The 22,007-nt window shown below is 56.9% G+C and carries 19 protein-coding genes and 2 tRNA genes; 19 read left to right on the forward strand and 2 right to left on the reverse strand.

The genetic code is table 11. The features are described from left to right. Positions 1-66 precede the first annotated feature (66 nt). Positions 67-148 (forward strand) — tRNA-Leu (locus GKG34_RS01435). Positions 149-524: 376 nt separating this feature from the next. Here GKG34_RS01435 and GKG34_RS01440 read toward each other — a convergent pair. Beyond that, positions 525-608 (reverse strand) — tRNA-Leu (locus GKG34_RS01440). A 310-nt stretch (positions 609-918) separates the two neighbouring features. Between GKG34_RS01440 and GKG34_RS01445 the strand changes: the two genes are divergently transcribed. The 3 genes from GKG34_RS01445 to GKG34_RS01455 all read left to right on the forward strand — a co-directional run bounded on the left by GKG34_RS01445 (position 919) and on the right by GKG34_RS01455 (position 5,281). Then, entirely contained in the window at positions 919-2,373 is a 1,455-nt protein-coding gene (locus GKG34_RS01445) for a lipopolysaccharide biosynthesis protein (protein WP_154255438.1), read from the forward strand. Between the two features lie 215 nt (positions 2,374-2,588). Continuing rightward, the gene (uxuA, locus tag GKG34_RS01450) at positions 2,589-3,689 is read left to right on the forward strand and encodes a mannonate dehydratase (RefSeq protein ID WP_005937183.1); all 1,101 of its coding nucleotides are present in this window, start codon (positions 2,589-2,591) and stop codon (positions 3,687-3,689) included. Positions 3,690-3,694: 5 nt separating this feature from the next. Beyond that, positions 3,695-5,281 carry a mannitol dehydrogenase family protein gene (locus tag GKG34_RS01455; RefSeq protein ID WP_154255439.1) on the forward strand — a complete coding sequence of 529 codons (1,587 nt, stop codon included), beginning with the start codon at positions 3,695-3,697 and terminating at the stop codon, positions 5,279-5,281. 137 nt (positions 5,282-5,418) lie between these two features. On the opposite strand, the gene GKG34_RS01460 is transcribed toward GKG34_RS01455, so the two are convergent. After that, positions 5,419-5,952, reverse strand: coding sequence for a hypothetical protein (locus tag GKG34_RS01460; protein ID WP_005937189.1), 534 nt, complete (start codon positions 5,950-5,952; stop codon positions 5,419-5,421). A gap of 137 nt (positions 5,953-6,089) precedes the next feature. Between GKG34_RS01460 and GKG34_RS01465 the strand changes: the two genes are divergently transcribed. The 15 genes from GKG34_RS01465 (at position 6,090) to GKG34_RS01535 (ending at position 21,965) form a co-directional block, all read left to right on the forward strand. Then, a complete protein-coding gene (locus GKG34_RS01465; protein WP_242702831.1) occupies positions 6,090-7,613 on the forward strand; it encodes a histidine kinase in 1,524 nt (507 codons plus the stop codon). Beyond that, positions 7,610-8,419, forward strand: a complete 810-nt coding sequence (locus tag GKG34_RS01470; protein ID WP_005937194.1) for a response regulator — start codon at positions 7,610-7,612, stop codon at positions 8,417-8,419. Before GKG34_RS01465 ends, GKG34_RS01470 begins: the two co-directional genes overlap by 4 nt. Further along, positions 8,416-9,426, forward strand: coding sequence for a TRAP transporter substrate-binding protein (locus GKG34_RS01475; RefSeq protein ID WP_347563409.1), 1,011 nt, complete (start codon positions 8,416-8,418; stop codon positions 9,424-9,426). The genes GKG34_RS01470 and GKG34_RS01475 overlap by 4 nt, the downstream gene beginning before the upstream one ends. A 347-nt stretch (positions 9,427-9,773) precedes the next feature. Beyond that, on the forward strand, positions 9,774-10,865 hold the full coding sequence (locus GKG34_RS01480; RefSeq protein ID WP_154255440.1) for a TRAP transporter substrate-binding protein: 1,092 nt from the start codon (positions 9,774-9,776) through the stop codon (positions 10,863-10,865). A gap of 99 nt (positions 10,866-10,964) precedes the next feature. After that, on the forward strand, positions 10,965-11,486 hold the full coding sequence (locus GKG34_RS01485; protein WP_097774911.1) for a TRAP transporter small permease: 522 nt from the start codon (positions 10,965-10,967) through the stop codon (positions 11,484-11,486). 1 nt (position 11,487) lies between these two features. Beyond that, positions 11,488-12,828 carry a TRAP transporter large permease gene (locus GKG34_RS01490; RefSeq protein WP_005937207.1) on the forward strand — a complete coding sequence of 447 codons (1,341 nt, stop codon included), beginning with the start codon at positions 11,488-11,490 and terminating at the stop codon, positions 12,826-12,828. Between the two features lie 233 nt (positions 12,829-13,061). After that, positions 13,062-13,262: a 50S ribosomal protein L31 gene (gene rpmE, locus GKG34_RS01495; RefSeq protein WP_005926533.1), complete on the forward strand. Its 201-nt coding sequence runs from the start codon at positions 13,062-13,064 to the stop codon at positions 13,260-13,262. Positions 13,263-13,451: 189 nt separating this feature from the next. Next, positions 13,452-14,426, forward strand: a complete 975-nt coding sequence (locus GKG34_RS01500; protein WP_120079616.1) for an ABC transporter ATP-binding protein — start codon at positions 13,452-13,454, stop codon at positions 14,424-14,426. Further along, positions 14,423-15,295 (forward strand): ABC transporter permease, encoded by an 873-nt coding sequence (locus tag GKG34_RS01505; protein WP_097781863.1) that lies wholly within the window; start codon positions 14,423-14,425, stop codon positions 15,293-15,295. The genes GKG34_RS01500 and GKG34_RS01505 overlap by 4 nt, the downstream gene beginning before the upstream one ends. A 15-nt stretch (positions 15,296-15,310) precedes the next feature. Then, the gene (locus tag GKG34_RS01510) at positions 15,311-16,741 is read left to right on the forward strand and encodes a Gldg family protein (RefSeq protein ID WP_154255441.1); all 1,431 of its coding nucleotides are present in this window, start codon (positions 15,311-15,313) and stop codon (positions 16,739-16,741) included. A 12-nt stretch (positions 16,742-16,753) separates the two neighbouring features. Next, entirely contained in the window at positions 16,754-17,737 is a 984-nt protein-coding gene (locus tag GKG34_RS01515; protein WP_154255442.1) for a DUF4340 domain-containing protein, read from the forward strand. A gap of 279 nt (positions 17,738-18,016) precedes the next feature. After that, positions 18,017-19,063, forward strand: coding sequence for a spermidine/putrescine ABC transporter ATP-binding protein (potA, locus tag GKG34_RS01520; protein WP_097774916.1), 1,047 nt, complete (start codon positions 18,017-18,019; stop codon positions 19,061-19,063). A gap of 9 nt (positions 19,064-19,072) precedes the next feature. Continuing rightward, positions 19,073-19,888 carry an ABC transporter permease gene (locus GKG34_RS01525; protein ID WP_154255474.1) on the forward strand — a complete coding sequence of 272 codons (816 nt, stop codon included), beginning with the start codon at positions 19,073-19,075 and terminating at the stop codon, positions 19,886-19,888. Beyond that, positions 19,888-20,733: an ABC transporter permease gene (locus tag GKG34_RS01530; protein ID WP_005937234.1), complete on the forward strand. Its 846-nt coding sequence runs from the start codon at positions 19,888-19,890 to the stop codon at positions 20,731-20,733. The genes GKG34_RS01525 and GKG34_RS01530 overlap by 1 nt, the downstream gene beginning before the upstream one ends. Further along, positions 20,733-21,965 (forward strand): spermidine/putrescine ABC transporter substrate-binding protein, encoded by a 1,233-nt coding sequence (locus GKG34_RS01535; RefSeq protein WP_154255443.1) that lies wholly within the window; start codon positions 20,733-20,735, stop codon positions 21,963-21,965. Before GKG34_RS01530 ends, GKG34_RS01535 begins: the two co-directional genes overlap by 1 nt. Positions 21,966-22,007 lie beyond the last annotated feature (42 nt).

Below are 22,007 nucleotides of genomic sequence, written 5' to 3' on the forward strand. Positions count from 1 at the left end.
ACTTTTTCCGCCGGAACTGATACTATATTAAGGTGGTTTGGCCGCAGCTGCAGAATAGAAGAATACGCGGGTATGGTGGAATTGGCAGACGCGCAGGATTTAGGTTCCTGTGCCGCAAGGCGTGTGGGTTCGACCCCCACTACCCGCATACAAAGAAAAGCGCGATGAGTTCTCAGAATTCATCGCGCTTTCTTTTATATAATAAATAGTGTTGTTCGAGGTCTGCTTCCTCGCACAAAAAGAAACCGGTACAAAATGGGTACACCCCTGATAGACATTCCTATTGATTGGGACCCGCAGGCTAAGCAACAGCAACGGGTTGCGTTAGCTGATTTTTCCGCAGCCCCTTGGCAGGGCTTTGAAAAATCAGAACGCGGCCCCAACAACTCCTCCCTGTTTCAGCCGCAGGCTGCGGTCGTCGTTGTTGCACTGTGGCTTTGCTTGCGGCATAAATGCCGCCGCCTTGTTCGAGATCCCCTCCCTCGCACAAAAAGAAAAACCAGCACACAATGTGTACTGGTTTTTGGTGCGAGGGAGGGGACTCGAACCCCCAAGGATAAACCACACGCACCTCAAACGTGCGCGTCTGCCAGTTCCGCCACCCTCGCATACCGTATTGTTTTCGCAGCCCTGAAATCTCTGAGGTGAAAGACCGTGATGCGGACTGCTTGAATATATTACCACGTTCCCGGCAGATAGTCAAGCGCTTTTTCTCTTTTTAAATGAAATTTTTGGGCCGTCATTTCTTAAGAATATGTTGGTTGAAATGCATGGATGGGTGTGATATTATAAAACTAACTATCTCTGCTCAGTTGTTTTGGCAGCAGGGAAGAAGATGATAAGGATACGGCGGAAATGCATTTCTGCGCAGGGTGCAGACCGACCGGTTTTTTGAAAGGAATTTGAGTGGACGCAGGAATGAACGAGAAAAAAGAAAATGTTATTGTAAACGGTTTTTTCTGGCGCTTTGCAGAGCGGTGCGGTGTGCAGCTGATCTCAGCGGTGGTGTCCATCCTTCTGGCGCGCATCCTTACACCCGATGATTACGGCAAGGTGGCACTGGTGACGGTGTTCAACAATATCATGTATGTCCTGCTGGACTGCGGCATTGGCACCGCGCTGGTGCAGAAGAAGGAAGTGGACGAGCTGGATTACTCGTCGGCGTTCTTTTTCAGCATTGTGATCAGCTTTGTGCTGTATGGGGGAATGTTCGTGGCGGCACCGTATCTGGCTGCTTTCTACAATGACCCCAGCATGACCCCGATCTTTCGCGGCATCAGCCTGACAGTGGCGGTCTGCGGCATCAAAACGATCCAGCAGGCGCATGTGACCCGGAACATGAAGTTCCAGTATTTTTTCTATTCCGCCTTTGCGGGCGCGATCGTATCCACGGTCCTGGGTCTGGGCCTTGCCTATATGGGCTTTGGAGTCTGGGCGCTGGTGGTGCAGCAGGTATCCAATATCACGGTGGACACGCTGGTGTTGTGGAAGCTGTCCTCCTGGCGGCCTAAGATGGAGTTTTCGTGGCAGCACCTGAAAGGGCTGCTCTCTTATGGCTGGAAGCTGCTGGCCTCGTCGCTGAGCAGCGTCATCTACAACAACCTGCGCAGCCTGATCATCGGCAAGATGTACACCTCGGCGGATCTGGCGTATTACAATCAGGGCGATAACCTGACTTATAATATCGCGTCAAGCGTGGATACTTCCATTGAGAGCGTTTTGTTCCCGGTCATGTCCTCACTGCAGGATGACCGTGCGCAGGTCAAGAACATGACCCGCCGCTCCATCAAGACCTGTACCTATATTATTGCGCCGGTGATGATGAGCACTGCGTTCTGTGCCGAACCGCTGGTGCGCCTGATCCTCACCGAGAAGTGGCTGCCCTGTGTGCTGTTCCTCAGGGTGTTCTGTCTGGGGTATGTGTGCTGGCCGATCATCACGGCAAACCTGAATGCAGCCAAGGCGGTGGGCCGCAGCGATCTTTACCTGAAATGTCAGCTTTTGAACGAAGGGGTGTGCATCCTTCTTCTGCTGGCAACATTCCGTGTCAGCGTCGAGGCCATTGCATATGGTATGCTGATCACGAATGTTGTGACCCAGATCCTGGATGCACAGCTCAACAAAAAGCTGATCGGCTATGGCTATCTGGAACAGATGCGTGATATCCTGCCGACCCTGCTGCTGGCAGCGGGCGCGGGCCTGTGCATGTATCTGGTCATTTTCCTGCACCTGCCGGATCTGCTGACGGTGATCATTCAGGTGGTGGTTGGTCTGGGCATTTATCTGACAGGCTCTGCCATTCTGGAATTGGACACCTTTGAATATTTCAAGGATGTGCTGGCTCCGTCCATCCGGCAGAAGCTGAAACGCTGAAACCGGCATTTTGAATCGTGTGAAAATCCGTCGGACGGGTGATGTCCGACGGATTTTTGTTCTTTTTGTCTAAAGTATACAAGAACAAACATTAAAAACCGGCAAAGCGACCATTGAAAAAACGCAACTGATATACTAGAATATAAGTACAAGAGCGCGGCACACGGCTGCGCGGAAAATGCAAAGCAGAAAATATAAAACAGGAGGATTTTCCTATGCCTATGAAAATGGGTTGGCGCTGGTATGGCGAGGGCAACGATCCCATCAGCCTGAGCGACATCAAGCAGATCCCCGGCGTGACCAGCATCGTCTGGGCGTTGCACGACAAGATGCCCGGCGAGATCTGGGAGATCGACGAGATCCAGAAGGTAGCCGATCAGATCCACGCTTACGGCTTCGACATGGACGTGGTCGAGTCGGTCAACGTTCACGATGACATCAAGATCGGCCTGCCCACCCGCGACAAGTACATCGAGAACTACAAGCAGTGCATCCGCAATCTGTCCAAGTTCGGTGTCAAGGTCATCTGCTACAACTTCATGCCGGTGTTCGACTGGACCCGTACCGATCTGTTCCACCCCGTGGGCGACGGCTCCACTGCACTGTTCTACGAGAAAGATAAGATCAAGGGCGATTACAAGGCTATGGCTGAGTACATCATGTCCTTCACTGAGAAGTATAACATGACCTTCCCCGGCTGGGAGCCGGAGCGCATGGCAAAGCTGGACGAGCTGTTCAAGGCTTACGCCCCTGTCACCAAGGAAAAGCTGTGGGAAAACCTGAAGTACTTCCTGGAAGCACTGATGCCCACCTGCCATGAGTGCGGCATCAAAATGGCTATCCATCAGGATGATCCCCCTTGGGATATCTTCGGCCTGCCCCGTCTGCTGGTGGATGCCCAGAGCATCGACCGCTTCCTGAGCATGGTGGATGATCCGTACAACTGCCTGACCCTGTGCACCGGCAGCCTGAACGCAAACCCCAACAACAACTGTGCCGAGATCGTGCGCAAGCACTGCGACCGCATTGCCTTTGGTCACATCCGCAACATCCACCACTTCCCCAACGGCGACTTCTCCGAGGCTGCTCACCGCGACTGCTGCGGCGAGACCGGCATCATCGAGGTGCTGCGTGCTTACCATGACTGCGGCTTTGAGGGCTACATCCGTCCCGACCACGGCCGTCAGCTGTGGGAGGAAGGCCCCGGCAACTGCCGCCCCGGTTACGGCAAGTATGACCGTGCTCTGGGCGTTCAGTACATGCTGGGTGTCTGGGATCTGCTGGATCGTCTGGATGAAGAGAAAAAGAAGGGCTGATAAATATGAAGCTGTCTGAGATCAAAAACGGCAATCTGTCCGCCGAGTGGGCAGAGAAGGGTTATGAGCTGCCCAAATTCGATATCGAGGCTGTCAAGGCCAAGACCCACGCCGAACCCACCTGGGTGCACTTCGGCGCAGGCAATATCTTCCGTGCATTCCCGGCTGCCATCCTGAACGATGCGCTGAACACCGGCAAGTATGACCGCGGTGTCATCGTGGCCGAGAGCTTTGACTACGAGATCATCGACAAGGCTTATCGTCCCTACGACAATATGAGCCTGCTGGTCTGCCTGAAGTCCACCGGCGAGATCGAGAAGAAGGTGGTGGCTTCCGTTACCGAGAGCCTGAAGGCTGACTACTCCTTCGGCGAGGACTGGGCACGTCTGGTGGAGATCTTCCAGAACCCCAGCCTGCAGATGATCTCCTTCACCATCACTGAGAAGGGCTACGGCGTTGCTCCCGCTGATCTGGAGCGCGGCCTGACCCCCGTGCTGGCCATGGGCAAGGTCACTGCTCTGCTGTACGAACGCTTCAAGGCCGGCAAGCTGCCCCTGACCGTCCAGAGCATGGATAACTGCTCCCACAACGGCGATAAGGTCAAGAACGCTGTCCACGCCTATGCTGCCAAGTGGGTGGAGCAGGGTCTGGTGCCCGCCGAGTTCCTGGCCTATGTGCAGGACGAGAGCAAGATCACCTTCCCGTGGAGCATGATCGACAAGATCACCCCGCGCCCGGATGCCAAGGTCCAGCAGATGCTGGCCGACGACGGCTTTGAGGATAACTACACCATCGTCACCGAGAAGCACACCTTCACCGCTCCCTTCGTCAACGCCGAGGAGACCCAGTACCTGTGCATCGAGGATCACTACACCAATGGCCGTCCTCCGCTGGAGCTGGGCGGTGTGCTGTACTGCGACCGCGAGACCGTGGACAAGATCGAGAAGATGAAGGTCTGCACCTGCCTGAACCCGCTGCACACTGCCATGTCCATCTATGGCTGCATGCTGGGTTACACCCTCATCTCCGCCGAGATGGCCGATGAAGACCTGCGTGCCTTCATCCAGAAGATCGGTTACATCGAGGCAATGCCCGTCGTGGTCGATCCCGGCGTTCTGAACCCCTACGAGTTCATCGGCGCTGTCATCAACCGCCGCCTGCCCAACCCCTTCATGCCGGATGCTCCCCAGCGTATCGCAACCGATACCTCCCAGAAGCTGGCCATCCGCTTTGGCGAGACCATCAAGGCCTACGAGGCACGCGGTCTGGACAAGGGCAACCTGATCCTGATCCCGCTGGTGCTGGCAGGCTACGCCCGCTACCTGAAGGGCATCGATGACAACGGTCAGGCTTTTGAGCCTTCCGCCGATCCGCTGCTGGCTGAGCTGCAGGCCATTGTGGCTCCGCTGGAGGTCAAGGAAGGCGAGCAGGACTTCAGCTGCCTGAAGAAGCTGTACAGCCGTGTTGACGTGTTCGGCGTGGATCTGTATGCCGTTGGTCTGGGCGAGAAGATCGAGGCAATGGCCAAGGAGCTGTTTGCAGGCCCCGGCGCTGTGCGCAAGACCCTGCACAAGTATACGCTGGCCCGCTGATCTGCTGACACGATAATTTAAGATATCTTCGCACCCGCGCTGCGCGTTGCTTTGCCGCAGCGTGGGTCTTTATAAAAGAAAAGAACTGCTGAACGAAATGTCAGCAGTTCTTTTTTGCGTGTGCATATTTTTTGGGTTTAACCTTTTCTGCAGTCGTGCAGCTTTTCTTTGGGCAGGATGCCGGCCAAAAACTTCCACACCACTTCCATGCGGTCGTTCAGTAAGTAAGCTTTCTCTTTTTCTACGTAGAGGTACACCGCATTGTCCGTGCGGTAGGCGCAGTAAAAGCTGTCCCATGCGTGGCGGCTGGTGGGTTCGGGCTTGTCTTGCTGGCCGTACATCCACACAGCAATGCCGGTGTCGGCCAGCTCCACACGGTAGAAGGCCCGCGGCAGGTGCATCTGTTTGATCTGCCGGGAAACGCTGCGGAAGAACGAGTAAAAGTAGCTCACCGGCAGGCCGATGCCCACAATGGCAAGCACAGCAGCCAGCAGCCCGGCACCCGGGCGCTTGCCCAGCTGCGAAAGGCAGACGGCGGCAAAAGCCAGCATGATGGCGGCAAAAACAGCGGGACGCAGCCATGCTTTGCGGTGATGGAATGCATCGAACACGGCAAAATCGCGGAAGCCCTGCTCACCCATGGTGGTGGAAACGGAGATGGTCTGGGACATAAAGTCGCCTCCTTTGTATTTACAGGCATCGTACCACAATTGCGCGGTTTAGGCAAGAGAAAAACATGCAAACCTTGCCAATCCGGCCCAAAGCGTGGTACAATAAATCGTTACCAAACGAAAGGAGGCGGCAGGCTTTGCAGCACCGCAAGCGGCAGATCACCCTCAAGCAGCGCATGGGCTTGTGTCTGGCAGCATTTTTTGCGGCCTTTGCCATGCAGCTCACGCTCAATGGCTACCAGTCCAGAGCAGTGCAGGCAGTACAGGACGCGCAGATGGGCTGCTTCAACGCCATCAGCCGCTTTCAGGGCGGTGTGGAAAGCTCTATTTCCGTGCTGGAGAACTACCGCTGGGAGAACAGCGAGCCGGAGGAGATCATTGACCGGCTGCAGTCGGCATCTTCCACCTGCAATGCATGGCTCTGGCGCATCGGTACCAGTCTGGACAGTCTGGAAAGCGTCAGCGATGAGCAGCGGGTGCTCTACAGCGCAGTGGATACGGTCTATCAGACCTACACTGGCCTGCTGGATGAGCTGGAAAACGACCTGCTCAGCGGCAACGATGCCGCAGCTTCCCAGCTGTATTATGCAAAGGTGGTGCCCTGCGGCGATTACCTGAGCCAGTACACCCTGCAATTGCTGGAAACCGCCATTCAGGATTCCCAGACTACCTACACCACCATCTCGGCCCTGAACGAGCGCATCACCATGCTGCAGACGGTGGTGGTGGCGCTGTGCGTGGCGCTGGGCTGCGTTACCGGTTTGATGGTCATGCGTCTGCTCACGCCGGTGCAGCAGATGATCGCAGCCTCCCGCGCCATTGGCAAAAGTGAGTTCGACACCCCGGACATCCCGCTGCCCAAGCAGCCGGAGATCGCTCAGCTGGCCGAGTCCTTCAATATCATGAAGCACTCCATGGCCCAGCAGGTGACCACCCTGCAGGAGAAAAACGAGATCGAGCGGGAGCTGCACCGCCAGAAGACCGAAGCACTGGAGCTGCAGAACCGCATGGAGCGCAGCCGGCTACAGCAGCTGCGCAGCCAGATCGACCCGCACTTTCTGTTCAACACCCTGAATGTGATCCAGCAGACCGCCGGCACCGAGACGGCCTACCGTACGCAGGCGCTCATCATGGCGCTTTCGCACCTGCTGCGCTACAGCCTGATGAGCAACGATGAACAGGTGCCGCTCTCCCGTGAGGTGCGCATCGTGGATGAATATTACTCCATCTACCATGTCCGCTTTGGTGAGCGGGTGCGTATGGAGTGGCGCATTTCCGATTCGCTGGATCTTACCGAGACCATGGTGCCGTCCTTTATTTTACAGCCCATTGTGGAAAATGCCTTCAAGCACGGCATCTGCCCCAAAGAGGAGGGCGGTGTGGTGCGCATCCGCGTGAACCCTCTGCGGGAGAAGGGACTGCTGTGCATCCGCGTGGTGGATAACGGCGTGGGCATCCAGCTGGATCAATTACGACAGCTGCGCGGGGCGCTCAGCCAGCCCGGTGAGCGCTGGGAGCATATCGGCATTTATAATGTTGCGGCCCGCCTGCGTCTGCTGGATCGGAACAGCCGCTTTGTGATACGGTCCCATCCGGGACGCGGTACGGCGGTGGTGCTGTATCTGCCATTGGTGGAGAATGAGGAGGAGTTTGAGGAATGATTCGTCTGTTGATCGCGGATGATGAAGCACTGGAACGGGAAACGCTGGCGGACATCGTGGCCCGCCGCTTTGAGCACGAAGTGACCATCGAGACTGCCGAGAACGGCCGCAAGGCAGCGGATACGGCGGTGCTGTGGGGCGCAGACCTGATCCTGATGGACATTGAGATGCCCGGTATGAACGGTCTGGATGCAGCCCGCGCCGTGCTGGAACAGCGCCCGGAGTGCAAGGTGATCTTTGTTACGGCCTACAGTCTGTTCCAGTACGCCCACGAGGCCATGCATCTGGGTGCCTGCGATTATCTGCTCAAGCCGGTGAACCCGGACGAAGTGGAAGCTTCCATCCGCAAGGCCATCCGTCAGATCGAGGCGGGCCGCCGCCTTGCAGAGCTGGCTCCGGTGGAACCGGAGCCGGAAGCTGACCCGGAGAGCGATGCCGCCGAAGCAGGGGAGAACGACCGCAATGCACTGGTCATGGCCCATGTGCGCAAGTATATGGAGGATAACTATATGTTCGACCTCTCGCTGGACAGTGTGAGCGAGATCCTGCATATCAGCCCGGCGTATCTCTCAGCACAGTTCAAGAAGTATCAGAAGATGAACTTTCTGGACTGCCTGACCGAGCTGCGTATCAACGCTGCCAAGGAGCTGCTCACCGACCCGTTCCGTTCGGCAGCAGAGGTAGCTTCCATGGTGGGCTACGAGGATTCCAGCTATTTTGCCCGCACCTTTAAAAAACGCACCGGCATGACCCCCACCCAGTACCGCAGGGAAGCGGCCAAGGCTGCACGGGAGGCCCGACTGTGACCCGCCGCCAGATGCTGACCGCCCTGTTTGGCGCAGCCGTGCTGGCACTGCCGGTGGCGGGCTGCGGCCATCAGCCGGTGCAGGACGAGCAGGGGGCGGAACTGATCCTGCGCTATGCGGAGAACCAGCCGGAGGATTATCCTACTACGCAGGCGGCGCTGGCCTTTGCGGATCTTGTGGCCCAGCGCACCGATGGCCGCGTGAAAGTGCTGGTGTACAGCGGGGGAGAACTGGGCGCGGAGCAGAGCGTGATCCAGCAGATGCAGTTTGGCGGCATTGACTTCTCCCGCGTGTCCCTCAGCCAGCTGGCAGAGTACGAGCCGGCGCTGAGCGTATTGCAGCTGCCGTATCTTTACACCGATGCCGACCAGATGTGGCGCGTGCTGGATGGGACCATCGGCGACGAGTTCCTCTCCACGCTGGAGTCGCTGGAGCTGACGGGACTGTCATGGTTCGATGCCGGTGTGCGCAGCATCTACACCCGGCAGAAGGTGACAGGCCTTGCAGATCTGCAGGGCCTGACCATCCGCGTGCAGGAATCGGACATGATGAGCGAAATGATCACCGACCTTGGCGCAAAGCCGGTAAAGGTAGTGTACAGCAAGGTGTATGCCGCCCTGCACAACGGTGAGATCGATGGCGCAGAGAACAACTGGCCCAGCTACGAAGCCATGGGTCACTACGAGGTGGCACCTTACTTTTTAAAGGATGAGCATACCCGCGTGCCGGAGGTGCAGCTTGCAAGCCCTGCTGTGATGGAAAAGCTGGCCGCACTGGACGAGCGCTACCCGGAGATCATCCGCCTGTGTGCCCGGGAGAGCGCCAAGGTGGAGCGCAGGCTCTGGGCGCAGCAGGAGGCGGAATCGGAAAGTGATCTGCGTGCAGCAGGCATTGAGGTGACAGAGCTGGACGAAGAAGAAAAGGCAAGGTTCCGTGCTGCTGTGCAGCCGATGTATGATCGGTTTGCCCAGCAGGGCGAATTGATCGCCCGCATCCGGCAGGCATAAGCCCCACAGCAAAGCCCGGAAAAGATGGGCAAAGAAATCAGGAAAACAGAAAAAAGAACCGGCAAAGCGCTGTGTGCTCTGAACCCCAAAGGGAAGGGCATCCAGCGCTTTGCTTCTATCTGGAATACAGAAATGTATCCATCTGTTAGGCGAAGGTGCACAAACAAAAAGTAAAACACTTGGCATTTTTCACAAAAGAAATTCTGACATTCTTTCAAAAAGCAGGACATTTTTTGAAAGCCCTTGTTTCGTTTAAAAAAATTTGCTAAAGTGTGTACAGTAAATGAACGGTATGCGGGTCCTGTGCAGACCGGGCCGTTCGGGAGATTTAAGGAGGACGATTTATTATGAAAAAGATCACTCGTCGCAGCTTTCTGGCAGCAGCCGGTGTTTCCGCCGCTGCTCTGGCTCTGACCGCATGTGGTGGCTCCAGCAATTCTGCTGCTGCTTCCACCTCTACCGCAGCTTCTTCCACCGCAGCTTCTGCTGCTGGTGATGCTACTGCTGCTGCAAACGATCCCAAGGTGACTCTGGTCTACGCCGAGGTCAACCCGCTGGATACCATCGTTGGCCAGACCGCTACCCACTTCAAGGAGAAGGTCGAGGAGCTGACCGGCGGCTCCGTCGTCATCGATGTGCAGGCTTCCGGCGTTCTGGGTTCTGAGAACGACGTTCTGGACGCAATCCTGGGCGGTTCTACCTCCATCGATATGAGCCGTATCTCCGCTTTCGCACTGACCAGCTATGGCTGCAACAAGTCCAAGCTGCTGTCCATCCCCTTCACCTTCGAGAACCGCGCACACTTCTGGAACTTCGCCAACAGCGATCTGGCACCTGAGTTCCTGAACGAGCCTCAGGAGCTGGGTCTGCCCGTTCGTGGTGTCTTCTACGGCGAAGAGGGCTTCCGTCACTTCTTCACGGTCAACCCTGTTTCCGGCATCGATGATTTCAAGGGCCTGAAGCTGCGCGTGTCCAACGACCCCGTTATGAACGGCATGGTCGAGAGTCTGGGCGCTAACCCCACCGTCGTTTCCTTCGGTGAGCTGTACAGCGCACTGCAGACCGGCGTTGTGGATGGTGCTGAGCAGCCCATCGCAAACTACAAGTCCAATGCATTCCCCGAGGTTGCCAACAACCTGATCCTGGACGGCCACACTCTGGGCGCTGTTCAGGCTGTTATCACCGATAACGCATGGGGCAAGCTGACCGAGAACCAGCAGGCTGCCATCATGGAGGCCGGTGCTGATACGCAGGCCTTCAACGCAGAGCTGTCCGAGACCGCTGAGAACAAGGTTCTGGATGAGCTGAAGAGCTCCGGCTGCAATGTCGTGGATGTTCCCGATAAGGCACCTTGGCAGGAAGCTTGCCAGAAGGTCATCAGCGAGAACACCTCCGATCAGGCTGAGCTGTATCAGCAGCTGCTGGACATGAAGGCATAATTGAAAAAGCCTTTCCTGTTCTGAGATAGTACATAGCCCGGCGGGGGACTACGGGATACGCCCGCAGACCTGCCGGGCTTTTTATATGGAGGAATTCATATGCCGAAAATCTTTACCACTTTGGATAAGATCAAGCCGGCGTACGACATCACCTACAAAGTGGTCCTGTTTATCTGCAAGCTGCTGCTGATCGCAGATATCCTCATCACTACCATGTCGGTCATCGGTCGTTACGTCTCGTTCATCCCGGACCCGGCATGGTCGGAAGAGGTTGTGCTGACCTGTATGAGCTACATGGCCGTGCTGAGTGCTGCTCTGGCCATCCGCCGCGGTGCCCATATCCGCATGACTGCGTTTGACGTGTATCTGCCCAAAATCGCCGTCAAGGTGCTGGATATTCTGGCCGATCTTGCCGTGTGCATTCTGGGTGTCATCATGATGGTGGTCGGCTGGAACTATGCCACCACTCTGGGCGGCCGCGGCTTCTACGTGTCCATGCCCTGGCTGAGCCGCTTCTGGATGTACTTCCCGGTGCCGCTGGCCGGTGTTGCCATGATCATCTTCGAGATCGAGGCACTGTACAACCACATCAAGAGCATTTTTGTAAAGGAGGAAGTGTAATATGACAGTTCAGACACTGGCAATCATTGTCCTTCTTGTCAGCTTCTTTGTAATGATCTTCCTGCGTTTCCCCATTGCATACGCCGTTGGTCTTTCCAGCGTGCTGTGCATGATGGTGCAGGGTCAGGCACTGACCGATGTCTGCCGTCTGATGGTCAAGGGCATCTCTTCCTTCAGCCTGATGGCCGTGCCGTTCTTCATTACCATGGGCGTGCTCATGGGCTCCGGCGGCATTTCTGAAAAGCTGATCGCTCTGGCTGATGCCTGCGTGGGCTGGATGCGCGGCGGCATGGCAATGGTCAACATCGTTGCTTCCTACTTCTTCGGCGGTATTTCCGGTTCTGCATCTGCAGATACCGCTTCCATCGGCTCCATCATGATCCCCATGATGGTCGATCAGGGCTACGATGCCGACTTCTCCACTGCTGTTACCATCACCTCCTCCTGCGAGGGTCTGCTGGTTCCTCCGAGCCACAACATGGTCATTTATGCCACCACTGCCGGCGGCATCTCGGTCGGCAGCCTGTTCCTGGCAGGTTATCTGCCCGGTGCTCTGCTGGCCATCGTCCTGATGATCGGTTCCTACATCATCTCGGTCAAGGAGAATTACCCCAAGGGCTCTCCGTTCAGCATCAAGGGCTTCGTTAAGCAGCTGGGCACTTCCATCTGGGCACTGGCCGCTGTTATTATCGTTGTGTTCGGCGTTGTTGGCGGTGTGTTCACCGCTACCGAGTCTGCAGCTATTGCAGTTATCTACTCTCTGTTCGTGTCGGTGTTCGTCTACAAGGGTCTGGACTGGAAGGGTGTCTGGCATGCACTGGATGAGTGCGTGAACACTCTGTCCATCGTGCTGATCCTGATCGCCACCTCTGCAGTCTTCGGCAACTGCCTGACCATGCTGCATGTGCCGGATCTGGCTGCAAATGCCATCACCAGCGTCACCGATAACCCCTACATCATCGCTCTGCTGATCGACCTGATCATCTTGGTTCTGGGCTGCATCATGGATATGGCTCCCATCATCCTGATCGCTACTCCCATCCTGCTGCCCATCGCAACCTCCATCGGCATCGATCCCATCCAGTTCGGTATCATCGTGGTTCTGAACTGCGGCATTGGCCTGCTGACTCCTCCTGTCGGCGCTGTGCTGTTCATCGGCTCTGCCGTTGCAAAGCGCCCGATGGAAAAGGTCGTCAAGGCGACCCTGCCGTTCTACCTGTGCATGTTCGTTGCACTGCTGCTGCTGACCTTCATCCCCGACATCAGCCTGGCGATCCCCAAGCTGCTGGGCGGCTACGTCAGCCCCATCACCAACCCGCTGGGTCCTGTGTTCATCCACTGATGGCCTGACGGCGTAAGGTAAAACCGTTAAAGTCCTCTGCATGAAAGTGCAGGGGACTTTTTGTATGCTAAAAACTTTATTTTTCCTCTTGCATTCTGTCGGAATCGTGCTATAATAGTAAGGCAATCGTTTCCAAGGCCGCTCGACGGGGTAGCCGATATTGAAGGTTGTGATGGGCACATACATTTATAATATGGCCCCAATAAGTCAGAACCAGAAATGAGGTGAAAAGAATGAAACAGGGTATCCATCCGAACTACGTTGACTGCACCATCACCTGCGCATGCGGCAACGTCATTAAGACTCGTTCCACCAAGCCTGAGATCCACGTCGAAGTTTGCTCCAAGTGCCATCCTTTCTACACTGGCAAGCAGAAGCTGGTTGACACCGGCGGACGTGTTGAGCGCTTCAACAAGCGTTTCGGCCGTAAGTAATTATGGTTTTCTGAGCACCGTTTCCTTTGGGAGACGGTGCTTTTTTGCTGCCTTTTTGGCATATGAAAGGGCGGCCTTAATCATTCTTAAGAATTCTTTTTGCATCCCGCCACAGGATTGTCTTAATTTTTACACATTTTCAGTCTAAAATATACCAGCATTGAACTAGATGAAAAAGGAGCGTTTGCTGTGATCGAAGTATCGCATCTGAGCAAAAAGTATGGCACGCACCCTGCCATTGAAGATTTGTCCTTTACGGTGGGCGACGGCCAGATCTTCGGCCTGCTCGGCCCAAACGGCGCGGGCAAGTCCACGATCATGAATATCCTCACCGGCTACCTTGCCCCCACCTCCGGTGAAGTGAAGGTGGCGGGCTTCAGCCTGCCGGAGCAGGCCCAGCAGGCCAAGGCCTGTGTGGGCTATCTGCCCGAGCAGCCGCCGCTCTACCCGGAAATGACGGTGCAGGAATATCTGGATTTTGCTGCAGAGCTGAAAGGCATCAAAAAGAAGGCCGACCGCAAAGAACAGGTGCGCAAAGCTGCCCGCCGCACCGGGCTGGAAGAGGTGCTGCCCCGGCTCATCCGCAGTCTGTCCAAGGGCTACCGCCAGCGCGTGGGCATTGCGCAGGCACTGCTGGGCGCGCCGCAGCTCATCATTCTGGACGAGCCTACCGTGGGCCTTGACCCTGCACAGGTCATCGAGATCCGCAGACTGATCCGGGAGCTGGGGAAAAGCCACACGGTCATCCTGTCCAGCCACATCCTCAGCGAGGTGCAGGCAGTGTGCAGTCAGGTACTGATCCTTTCCAAGGGGCATCTGGTGGCGGTGGGTGCGCCGGAACAGCTGGCCGAAAAGCTGAACCCCGGCAGCCGTCTGCGCGCTACCGCTCTGGGCGGGGGGCAGACCGTGCTGAAAGCAGTCGGCTCCATTCCGGGCATCCGCAAGGTGGAGATCGAATCCGAGGCCGACGGACAGGTGACCTTTACCGCAGAAAGTGCCGATGCTTCTGACCGCCGCGCCGAGGTGTCCCGCGCCCTTTCGCAGGCCGGATGCACGGTGCTGGCGCTGGCAGCGGAAAACAGGACGCTGGAGGAAGTGTTCCTTGCACTGACCGAAAACGAGTCTGAAACACCATCGGATGAAGGGGAGGAGAAAACGGAATGACCGCCATTTTCAAACGCGAAGTCCGCAGCAGCTTTCATGGCATGATCGGCTACGTGCTCACCGCCTTTATGCTGGCGGCAACGGCCATCTATTTTGTTGCCCTGAATCTGGGCTACGGCCTGACGGATTTTGGCTATTACACGCTTTACCGCACCACGTTTGTGCTGCTTTTGTATATCCCGGTGCTCACCATGCGCTCCTTTGCAGAGGAACGCCGCACCCGCACCGATCAGCTGCTGCTTACCAGCCCGGTGTCTGTGTGGGAGATCGTGCTGGGCAAATTCTTTGCCCTGTGCGTCATCTTTGCACTGCCGTGCCTTGCCGATGCGGTCATGATCCTTGTACTGGCCGCACTGGGTGCCACCGGCACGGCCACGCTGGCAAACTTGGCCGCTCTGCTGTGCTATTATCTCATGGGCTGCGCCGCCATTGCCATTGGCGTGTTTCTTTCCAGCCTGACCGAGAATCAGATCATTGCTGCGGTGGCGGGCGTAGCCGCACTGCTGCTGGCCTATATGATGCCCAGCCTGCGCAGCATGTTCACCGCAGGCAGCGCAGTGGCGCTGGCCCTGTTCACCGCCATTGCAGCAGTGCTCAGTGTGGTGGCAGGCCTGCGTACCCGCAGCTTTACGCTGGGCTGCCTGACCTTTGCGGGCTGCTGTGTGGTGCTGACGGCACTGTTCCTGCTGCAGAGCAGCTGGCTGACCGAAGCGTTCAGCGCGGTGCTCAGCGGGCTGTGCCTGTTCACGCCGTTTGAAGAGTTTGTCAACAACAGCTTTTCCATCCCGACGCTGGTGTACTACCTGACCGTGACCATGCTGTTTTTGTTCTTCACGGCGCAGGGGCTGGAAAAGCGCCGCTGGAACTGAGGGGAGGGGAACAACATGAAAAATTTCAAATTTTCTTCCTCCGCAAACGGCAAGGTGTTCCGCAATGGGCTGTACTCCACGGCCATTCTGGCAGCAGCCATCGTGTTGGCCGTGCTGATCAATCTGCTGGTGGGGGCCATCCCGAAAAAATACACCGAGTTCGACCTCTCTGCCGCCAAAATGTACACGCTGGGCGACAGCTCCAGGCAGCTGATGCAGAGCCTGGATCAGGACGTGACCGTTTATTATCTCTGTGAGACCGGCAGCGAGGATGCCATTATCACCAAGCTGCTGGATCACTACGCCGACGAGAGCGGTCACTTCCACTGGGAGCAGAAGGACCCGGCGCTTTACCCGACCTTTGCAGCGCAGTACGGCGCAGAGAATGCATCCACCGGCAGTCTGATCGTGGTCAGCGGTGAGAACAGCGAAGTGCTGAACGCCGCCGAACTTTACGAGTACGATTACTCCGATTACTACACCACCGGCGCTGCCAACGTGACCTTTGGCGGCGAAAAGCAGATCAGCTCTGCCATCTACAAGCTGACTGCCGCAGCAGAAAGTCATGCCTACTACACCACCAACCACGGCGAGCAGGCGCTTACCTCCTCGCTGACCGAGGCGCTCAAGGCGCAGAATATCGATGCCCAGCCGCTGGATCTGCTCACCGGCACCATCCCGGAGGACTGTGATCTGCTCATCATCAGCGACCCCGCTTCGGATTTTGCAGCTGACGGCCTTGTGGATGAGATCGCGCAGCTGCAGACCTATCTGGAAAACGGCGGCAAGGTGCTGCTGACCACCAGCGGCTATACCGAAACGCCCAATCTGGATGCAGTGATGGCACAGTTCGGCCTTGCGCGTGAGCCGGGCCTTGTGGTGGAGGGCGATGCGGGCCACGCGCTGTACGGCTACCTGTACTCGCTGTTCCCGGACTATGCGGCCGCCGACGAAAGCACCGCGCTGGACGGCGTGAATCAGAGCACCCATGTGATGCTCTCGGTGGCACAGGGCATCACCATTACCGAGACAGACGATGTAACGGCGGAACCGCTGCTGTATACCACCGAGGATGCCTACAGCAAGCAGGACTTTGATGCCAGCTCTTCTTCCGCAAAGGAAGCCGGCGATACCGACGGCCCGTTCTCGCTGGCCGTATGGGCGCGCAATGACTCCACCGGTGCCGAGGTGATCTGGATCGGCTGCCCCAACATGGACAACGAGCAGGTGTACCAGTCCATCCCGGGCAACCTGACCTTCCTGCAGGGCTGTGCCGCTTCGCTGGTAGGGCAGAGCCTGCTCATCGACACCAAAGCACTGGAAGCTGCGCCCATCACGGTCCCGGCTTCCGCATCCATGACGCTGGGCATGGTGTTCGTATTCGTGCTGCCCGCAGCAGTGCTCATTGCAGGTGCTGTGGAGGTGCTGCTGCGCCGCCGCAGGTAAGGGGGCACTGCCATGAAAACAAAACAGCGCACCCTTGCGGTGCTTCTGGTGCTGGTGCTTGTGCTGGGCGGGCTGCTGTGGTTTGTCAGCCGCAGCAATGCCGCAGAAGAAGCTGCTTCCAGCGCCGCCGCAGAGGGCAGCATCCTGCTTTCTTCTTTTGCGGCAGGCGATGTGACCAGCATCCGGTATGCCTATGGCGGCGAAACGCTTACCCTAAATTACGATTCCGGCAGCTGGACGCTGGCGGATGACCCGGACTATCATCTGGATGCATCTGCCTGCAATACCATGGTCACGGCGCTGGCATCCCTGAACGCCAAGCGTCAGCTCACGGCTCAGCCCGGCGAGGACTACGGCCTTGCCGATCCGGCTGTTACGGTCACGGTGACGGCGGCAAGCGAGACGAACACCTTTGCCTTTGGCACCGAGAACCCGGTCACAGGAGATCTGTACGTGCAGAAGGCAGGGGACGATGCCGTGTACACCGTTTCTGGCAACAAGGCGGCCTGCTTTGAGCTGACCAAAGCGGACCTTTTTGGCGCGTTCAACCCGGCGGGACTGACAGCCTCCGCGCTGGAAAGTGTTTCCATTACGACGGGCAGCGGCACCCTTGCACTGAATGCAGTCTCTGAGCCTGCGGAAGCGGAGAGCGATTCCTCGGAAAGTGCGGCCGATTCCACCACCTATCAGACCGTGTGGCGGCTGGCCGATGAACCCTCTGCCGATCTGGACGACAGCAAGGTGCAGAGCATCCTCTCTGCTCTGGCAGGCTATGTGACCGCACAAATCACGGATGCCGACCCTTCGGCCTATGGCTTTGCTGCACCGCTTGCAACGGTGCGGGCCGCCTCTGCCGATGGGACCGTGACCCTCCACTACGCCGAAAATGCAGACGGCTGCTGGATGATGGTGGCGGGGGACAGTTCTGTCTATGCGGTTGACCTTGACACTGTGCAGGCCCTTCTGATAACGGCCGCTGCCTTAAAAGCGGAATAAAAACCTTTGTGCGCCGTATGCGGAAAGCCCGCTGCGGCGCATGTTTTTTTGTTGCGGCGTGTAAAGCTTCGGCAAACATTGGCAGAGTGATTGACATTTCAGCAAAGATTGATTAAGATAGACGAGACAGGGCAGAATAACTGCGCAATATAAGAGCCTGCTTTTGCAGGTTCTCCGGTCGTCATGGATGTTGTGCGGGGCTGGGTCGCCCTGGTACGAGGGATGGGGCATGGCCCTGTCTTTTTTCGTATCTGAGTTACAAGGAGGATAAAGTAAAAAATGGACAACTCGGTGATCGTTTCACTGCGGGATATCGTAGTGGAATTTGACGGTCAGCGCATTCTGGATGGGCTGAACCTCGACATCCATGACAAAGAGTTCGTAACGCTGCTGGGCCCTTCCGGCTGCGGCAAAACCACCACCCTGCGTCTGATTGCAGGTTTTCTGGAACCCAATTCCGGCAAAGTGCTGCTGAAAGGTGAGGACATTACCGGCGTGCCGCCCTATAAGCGCCCGGTGAACACCGTTTTTCAGAAATACGCACTGTTCCCGCACCTGAACGTGTTCGAGAACGTGGCCTTCGGTCTGCGGCTCAAAAAGATGGACGAAGAGACCATCCGCCGCAAGGTGCGCAACATGCTGGAGGTTGTTGGCCTGAAAGGCTTCGAGCGCCGCAGCATCAGCCAGATGTCCGGCGGCCAGCAGCAGCGCGTGGCCATCGCCCGCAGTCTGGTGAACGAGCCGGAGATCCTTCTGCTGGATGAACCCCTTGGCGCACTGGACCTCAAGCTGCGCAAGGAGATGCAGCTGGAGCTGAAGCGCCTGCAGCGCGAAATGAACATTACCTTTATTTATGTTACCCACGATCAGGAGGAAGCCCTTACCATGTCCGATACCGTCGTGGTCATGAACGGCGGCAAGGTGCAGCAGATCGGCACGCCGGAGGATATTTACAATGAGCCGAAGAATGCCTTTGTTGCAGACTTCATTGGCGATTCCAACATCGTGGACGGCGTGATGCACCGGGATTTTCTGGTGTCCTTCTCCGGCGTGGACTTCCCCTGTGTGGACCGCGGCTTTGCCCGTGAACAGAGCGTGCAGGTAGTGGTGCGCCCCGAGGATATCGAGGTGGTCTCTCCTGTGGAAGGCCAGCTTGTCGGCGTTGTGAACGATGTCATCTTCAAGGGTGTCCACTTTGAGATGCATGTGGAGTGCGAGGGCCGCGAATGGCTGATCCATTCCACCCGCGCCTGCACCCCCGGTGAGACCATTGGTATGCGCATCGGCCCCAACGAGATCCACATTATGGCGCGTTCAGAGGGGTGAGCCGCAATGATGAAGATTTACGATAAAAAGCTGGCCTATCCGTACTTTGTATGGATGACGCTGTTCACAGTGGTGCCTTTGATCATCGTGGTGTACTATGCATTTACGGATGCAAACGGAGCTTTCACGCTGGATAACCTCACCTCCATCAGCGGCTACGGCTCGGTGTTTGCCCGCAGCCTGCTGCTGGCCCTCATTGCCACGGTCATTTGTCTGGTCATTGCGTTCCCGGTGGGCTATTTTCTTTCCCGACTGCGGGTGAACAAGCAGCACATCATGCTCATGCTGGTCATGCTGCCCATGTGGATGAACTTCCTGCTGCGCACCTACGCATGGATGGGCCTGCTCAGCATCAACGGCCCGGTGAACGCTGTTCTGGGCGTGTTCGGCCTTGGCCCCTTCAATATACTCAACACCTCCGGTGCGGTGGTGCTGGGCATGGTGTATAACTATGTGCCCTATATGATCCTGCCGCTGTACACCAGCATGACCAAGATCGACCAGAGCCTGGTGGAAGCTGCGCAGGATCTGGGCGCTTCCACCACCAAGACCCTTCTCCGGGTGCTCATCCCCATGAGCGTGCCCGGCATCAGCACCGGCATCACCATGGTGTTCGTCCCGGCGGTGTCCACCTTTGTTATCAGCCGTATGCTGGGCGGCGGCTCCAACCTGCTCATTGGCGATCTGATCGAGATGCAGTTTCTGGGCAACAGCTACAACCTGAACGTGGGTTCTGCCATGAGCCTTGTGCTGATGATCATCGTTCTGCTGTGCATGAGCTTCACGTCCAGCTTTGACGAAGATGAAATGGAGGGCGTGTCCTGATGAAAACGAAACATCTGCGCCTGATGCAGCGCGTCTATATCGTGCTGTTTTTCTGCTTCATGTACCTGCCCATTGCATACATGATCGTATTCAGCTTCAACCAGTCCAAGGGCTATTCGCTCTTCACCGGCTTTACCCTCAAGTGGTACTCCAGCCTGCTGCACAACTCCTCCATCCTGCATGCGCTGCTGGTCTCGCTGGAAGTGGCTCTGATCTCTGCGGTCATTGCCACTGTGCTGGGTACAGCGGCAAGTCTGGGCATTGCGTCCATGGGCCGCGGGAGCCGCCTTGTCGTCACCAACATCACCTATATCCCGGTGGTCAACCCGGAGATCATCACCGGCATTTCGCTCATGCTGCTGTTCGTGGCCTACCAGCGCTTTGCCGGGGGTGTCTCCTGGCTGCCGGATACCATCATGGGCTTCCCGACGCTGCTCATTGCGCATATCGCGTTCAATGTGCCGTATGTCATCTTCAACGTCACGCCCAAGCTCAAGCAATTGGATATCAAGCTGTATGAGGCAGCGCTCGACCTTGGCTGCGACCCCAAGCAGGCCTTCTTCAAGGTCATCCTGCCGGAGATCAGCCCGGCCATCCTGTCGGCATTCCTCATCTGCCTGACCTATTCCATCGACGACTTCATGATCTCCTATTTCAACTGCGGCACGGTGGAAACGCTGCCCATCGCCATCTACTCCATGACCCGTAAAAAGGTCAGCCCGGAGATCTATGCGCTGTCCACCATCATGTTCGTGGTCATTCTGTGCATCATTCTGATCTCCAACGCAATGGAGAGCCGCAGCTACCGCCGCGACCAGAAGGCGCTGAGAGGGGAGGGCGTGTGATGAAACGTTTTGCTATGCTGCTGCTGGCGCTGGCAATGACGGTCTGCTGTGCAATGCCCGCCTTTGCCGCCGGCACCATCGAAGTCACCGAGGATGTCTCGGTGTCGGACGATTACGACTGGACCCGCTTCAAGGGCCAGAACATGGCCATCAATGTCTATAACTGGGGCGAGTACATCTCCAACGGCTCGGACGACAGCGTGGACGTGGTGGCGGCCTTTGAAAAGCTCACCGGCATCAAGGTGAACTACACCACCTTCGACTCCAACGAGTCCATGTACGCAAAGCTCAAGTCCGGCGCAGCCAACTACGATGTGGTCATTCCGTCGGATTACATGGTGGCAAAAATGATCGCCGAGGGGATGCTCAAGCCTCTGAACTACGACAATATCCCGAACTTCAAAAAGATCAATCAGGAATACGTGGATCCGGATTACGATCCGCAGAATGCCTACACCGTGCCCTACATGCTCTGCACCACCGGCATCATTTATAACACCACCATGGTGGACAAAGCGCCCACCAGCTGGGCCGACCTGTGGGACGAGCAGTACGCAGGCAATATCCTGATGTTCAACAACAGCCGCGATGCCTACGCCATTGCTGCTTTTAAGAGCGGCCACGATATCAACCCGCAGTCCACCGAAGAGGTGGATGAGGTGGTGGAAGAGCTGAAGGCTCAGAAACCGCTGGTGCAGGCCTACGTCATGGATGAGATCTTTGATAAGATGATCGGCGGCGAGGCAGCCGTCGGTGTGTACTACTCCGGCGATGCCATCACCATGATCGACGATAATCCAGACCTTGCATGGGTGTTCCCGGAGGAAGGCAGCGTGCTTTCCGTGGACTGCATGACCATTCCTGCTGCCAGCGAACATCAGGAAGCTGCGGAAATGTTCATCAACTTCATGTGTGAGACGGACATCGGCAAGGCAAACGCCGAGTACATCGGCTACACCACCCCCATGCAGGATGTGTGGGAGGTGCTGGACGAGGATCTGAAGGAGAGCGAGATCGCTTATCCGTCCGAAGAGAAAGCCGCCAAGGAAAAGGTGTTCACTGCCCTGAGCGACGATGTGAACAGCGAGCTGGACGTGAAGTGGAGCGAAATGAAGAGCTACGACGAGGGTGGCAGCAGTCTGCTGTTCCTTGCGCTGCTGGCAGCCATGGTAGCGCTGGCCTGCTTCAACATCTGGCGCAAGGTCCGCAGGCGCAACCGCAATCAGTATTAAACGCAAAGGAGGCTGCTGCACAGAACAACGTGCAGTGGTCTC

It is taken from the genome of Faecalibacterium sp. BIOML-A4, from assembly GCF_009679665.1.
Classification (GTDB): Bacteria; Bacillota; Clostridia; order Oscillospirales; family Ruminococcaceae; genus Faecalibacterium; species Faecalibacterium taiwanense.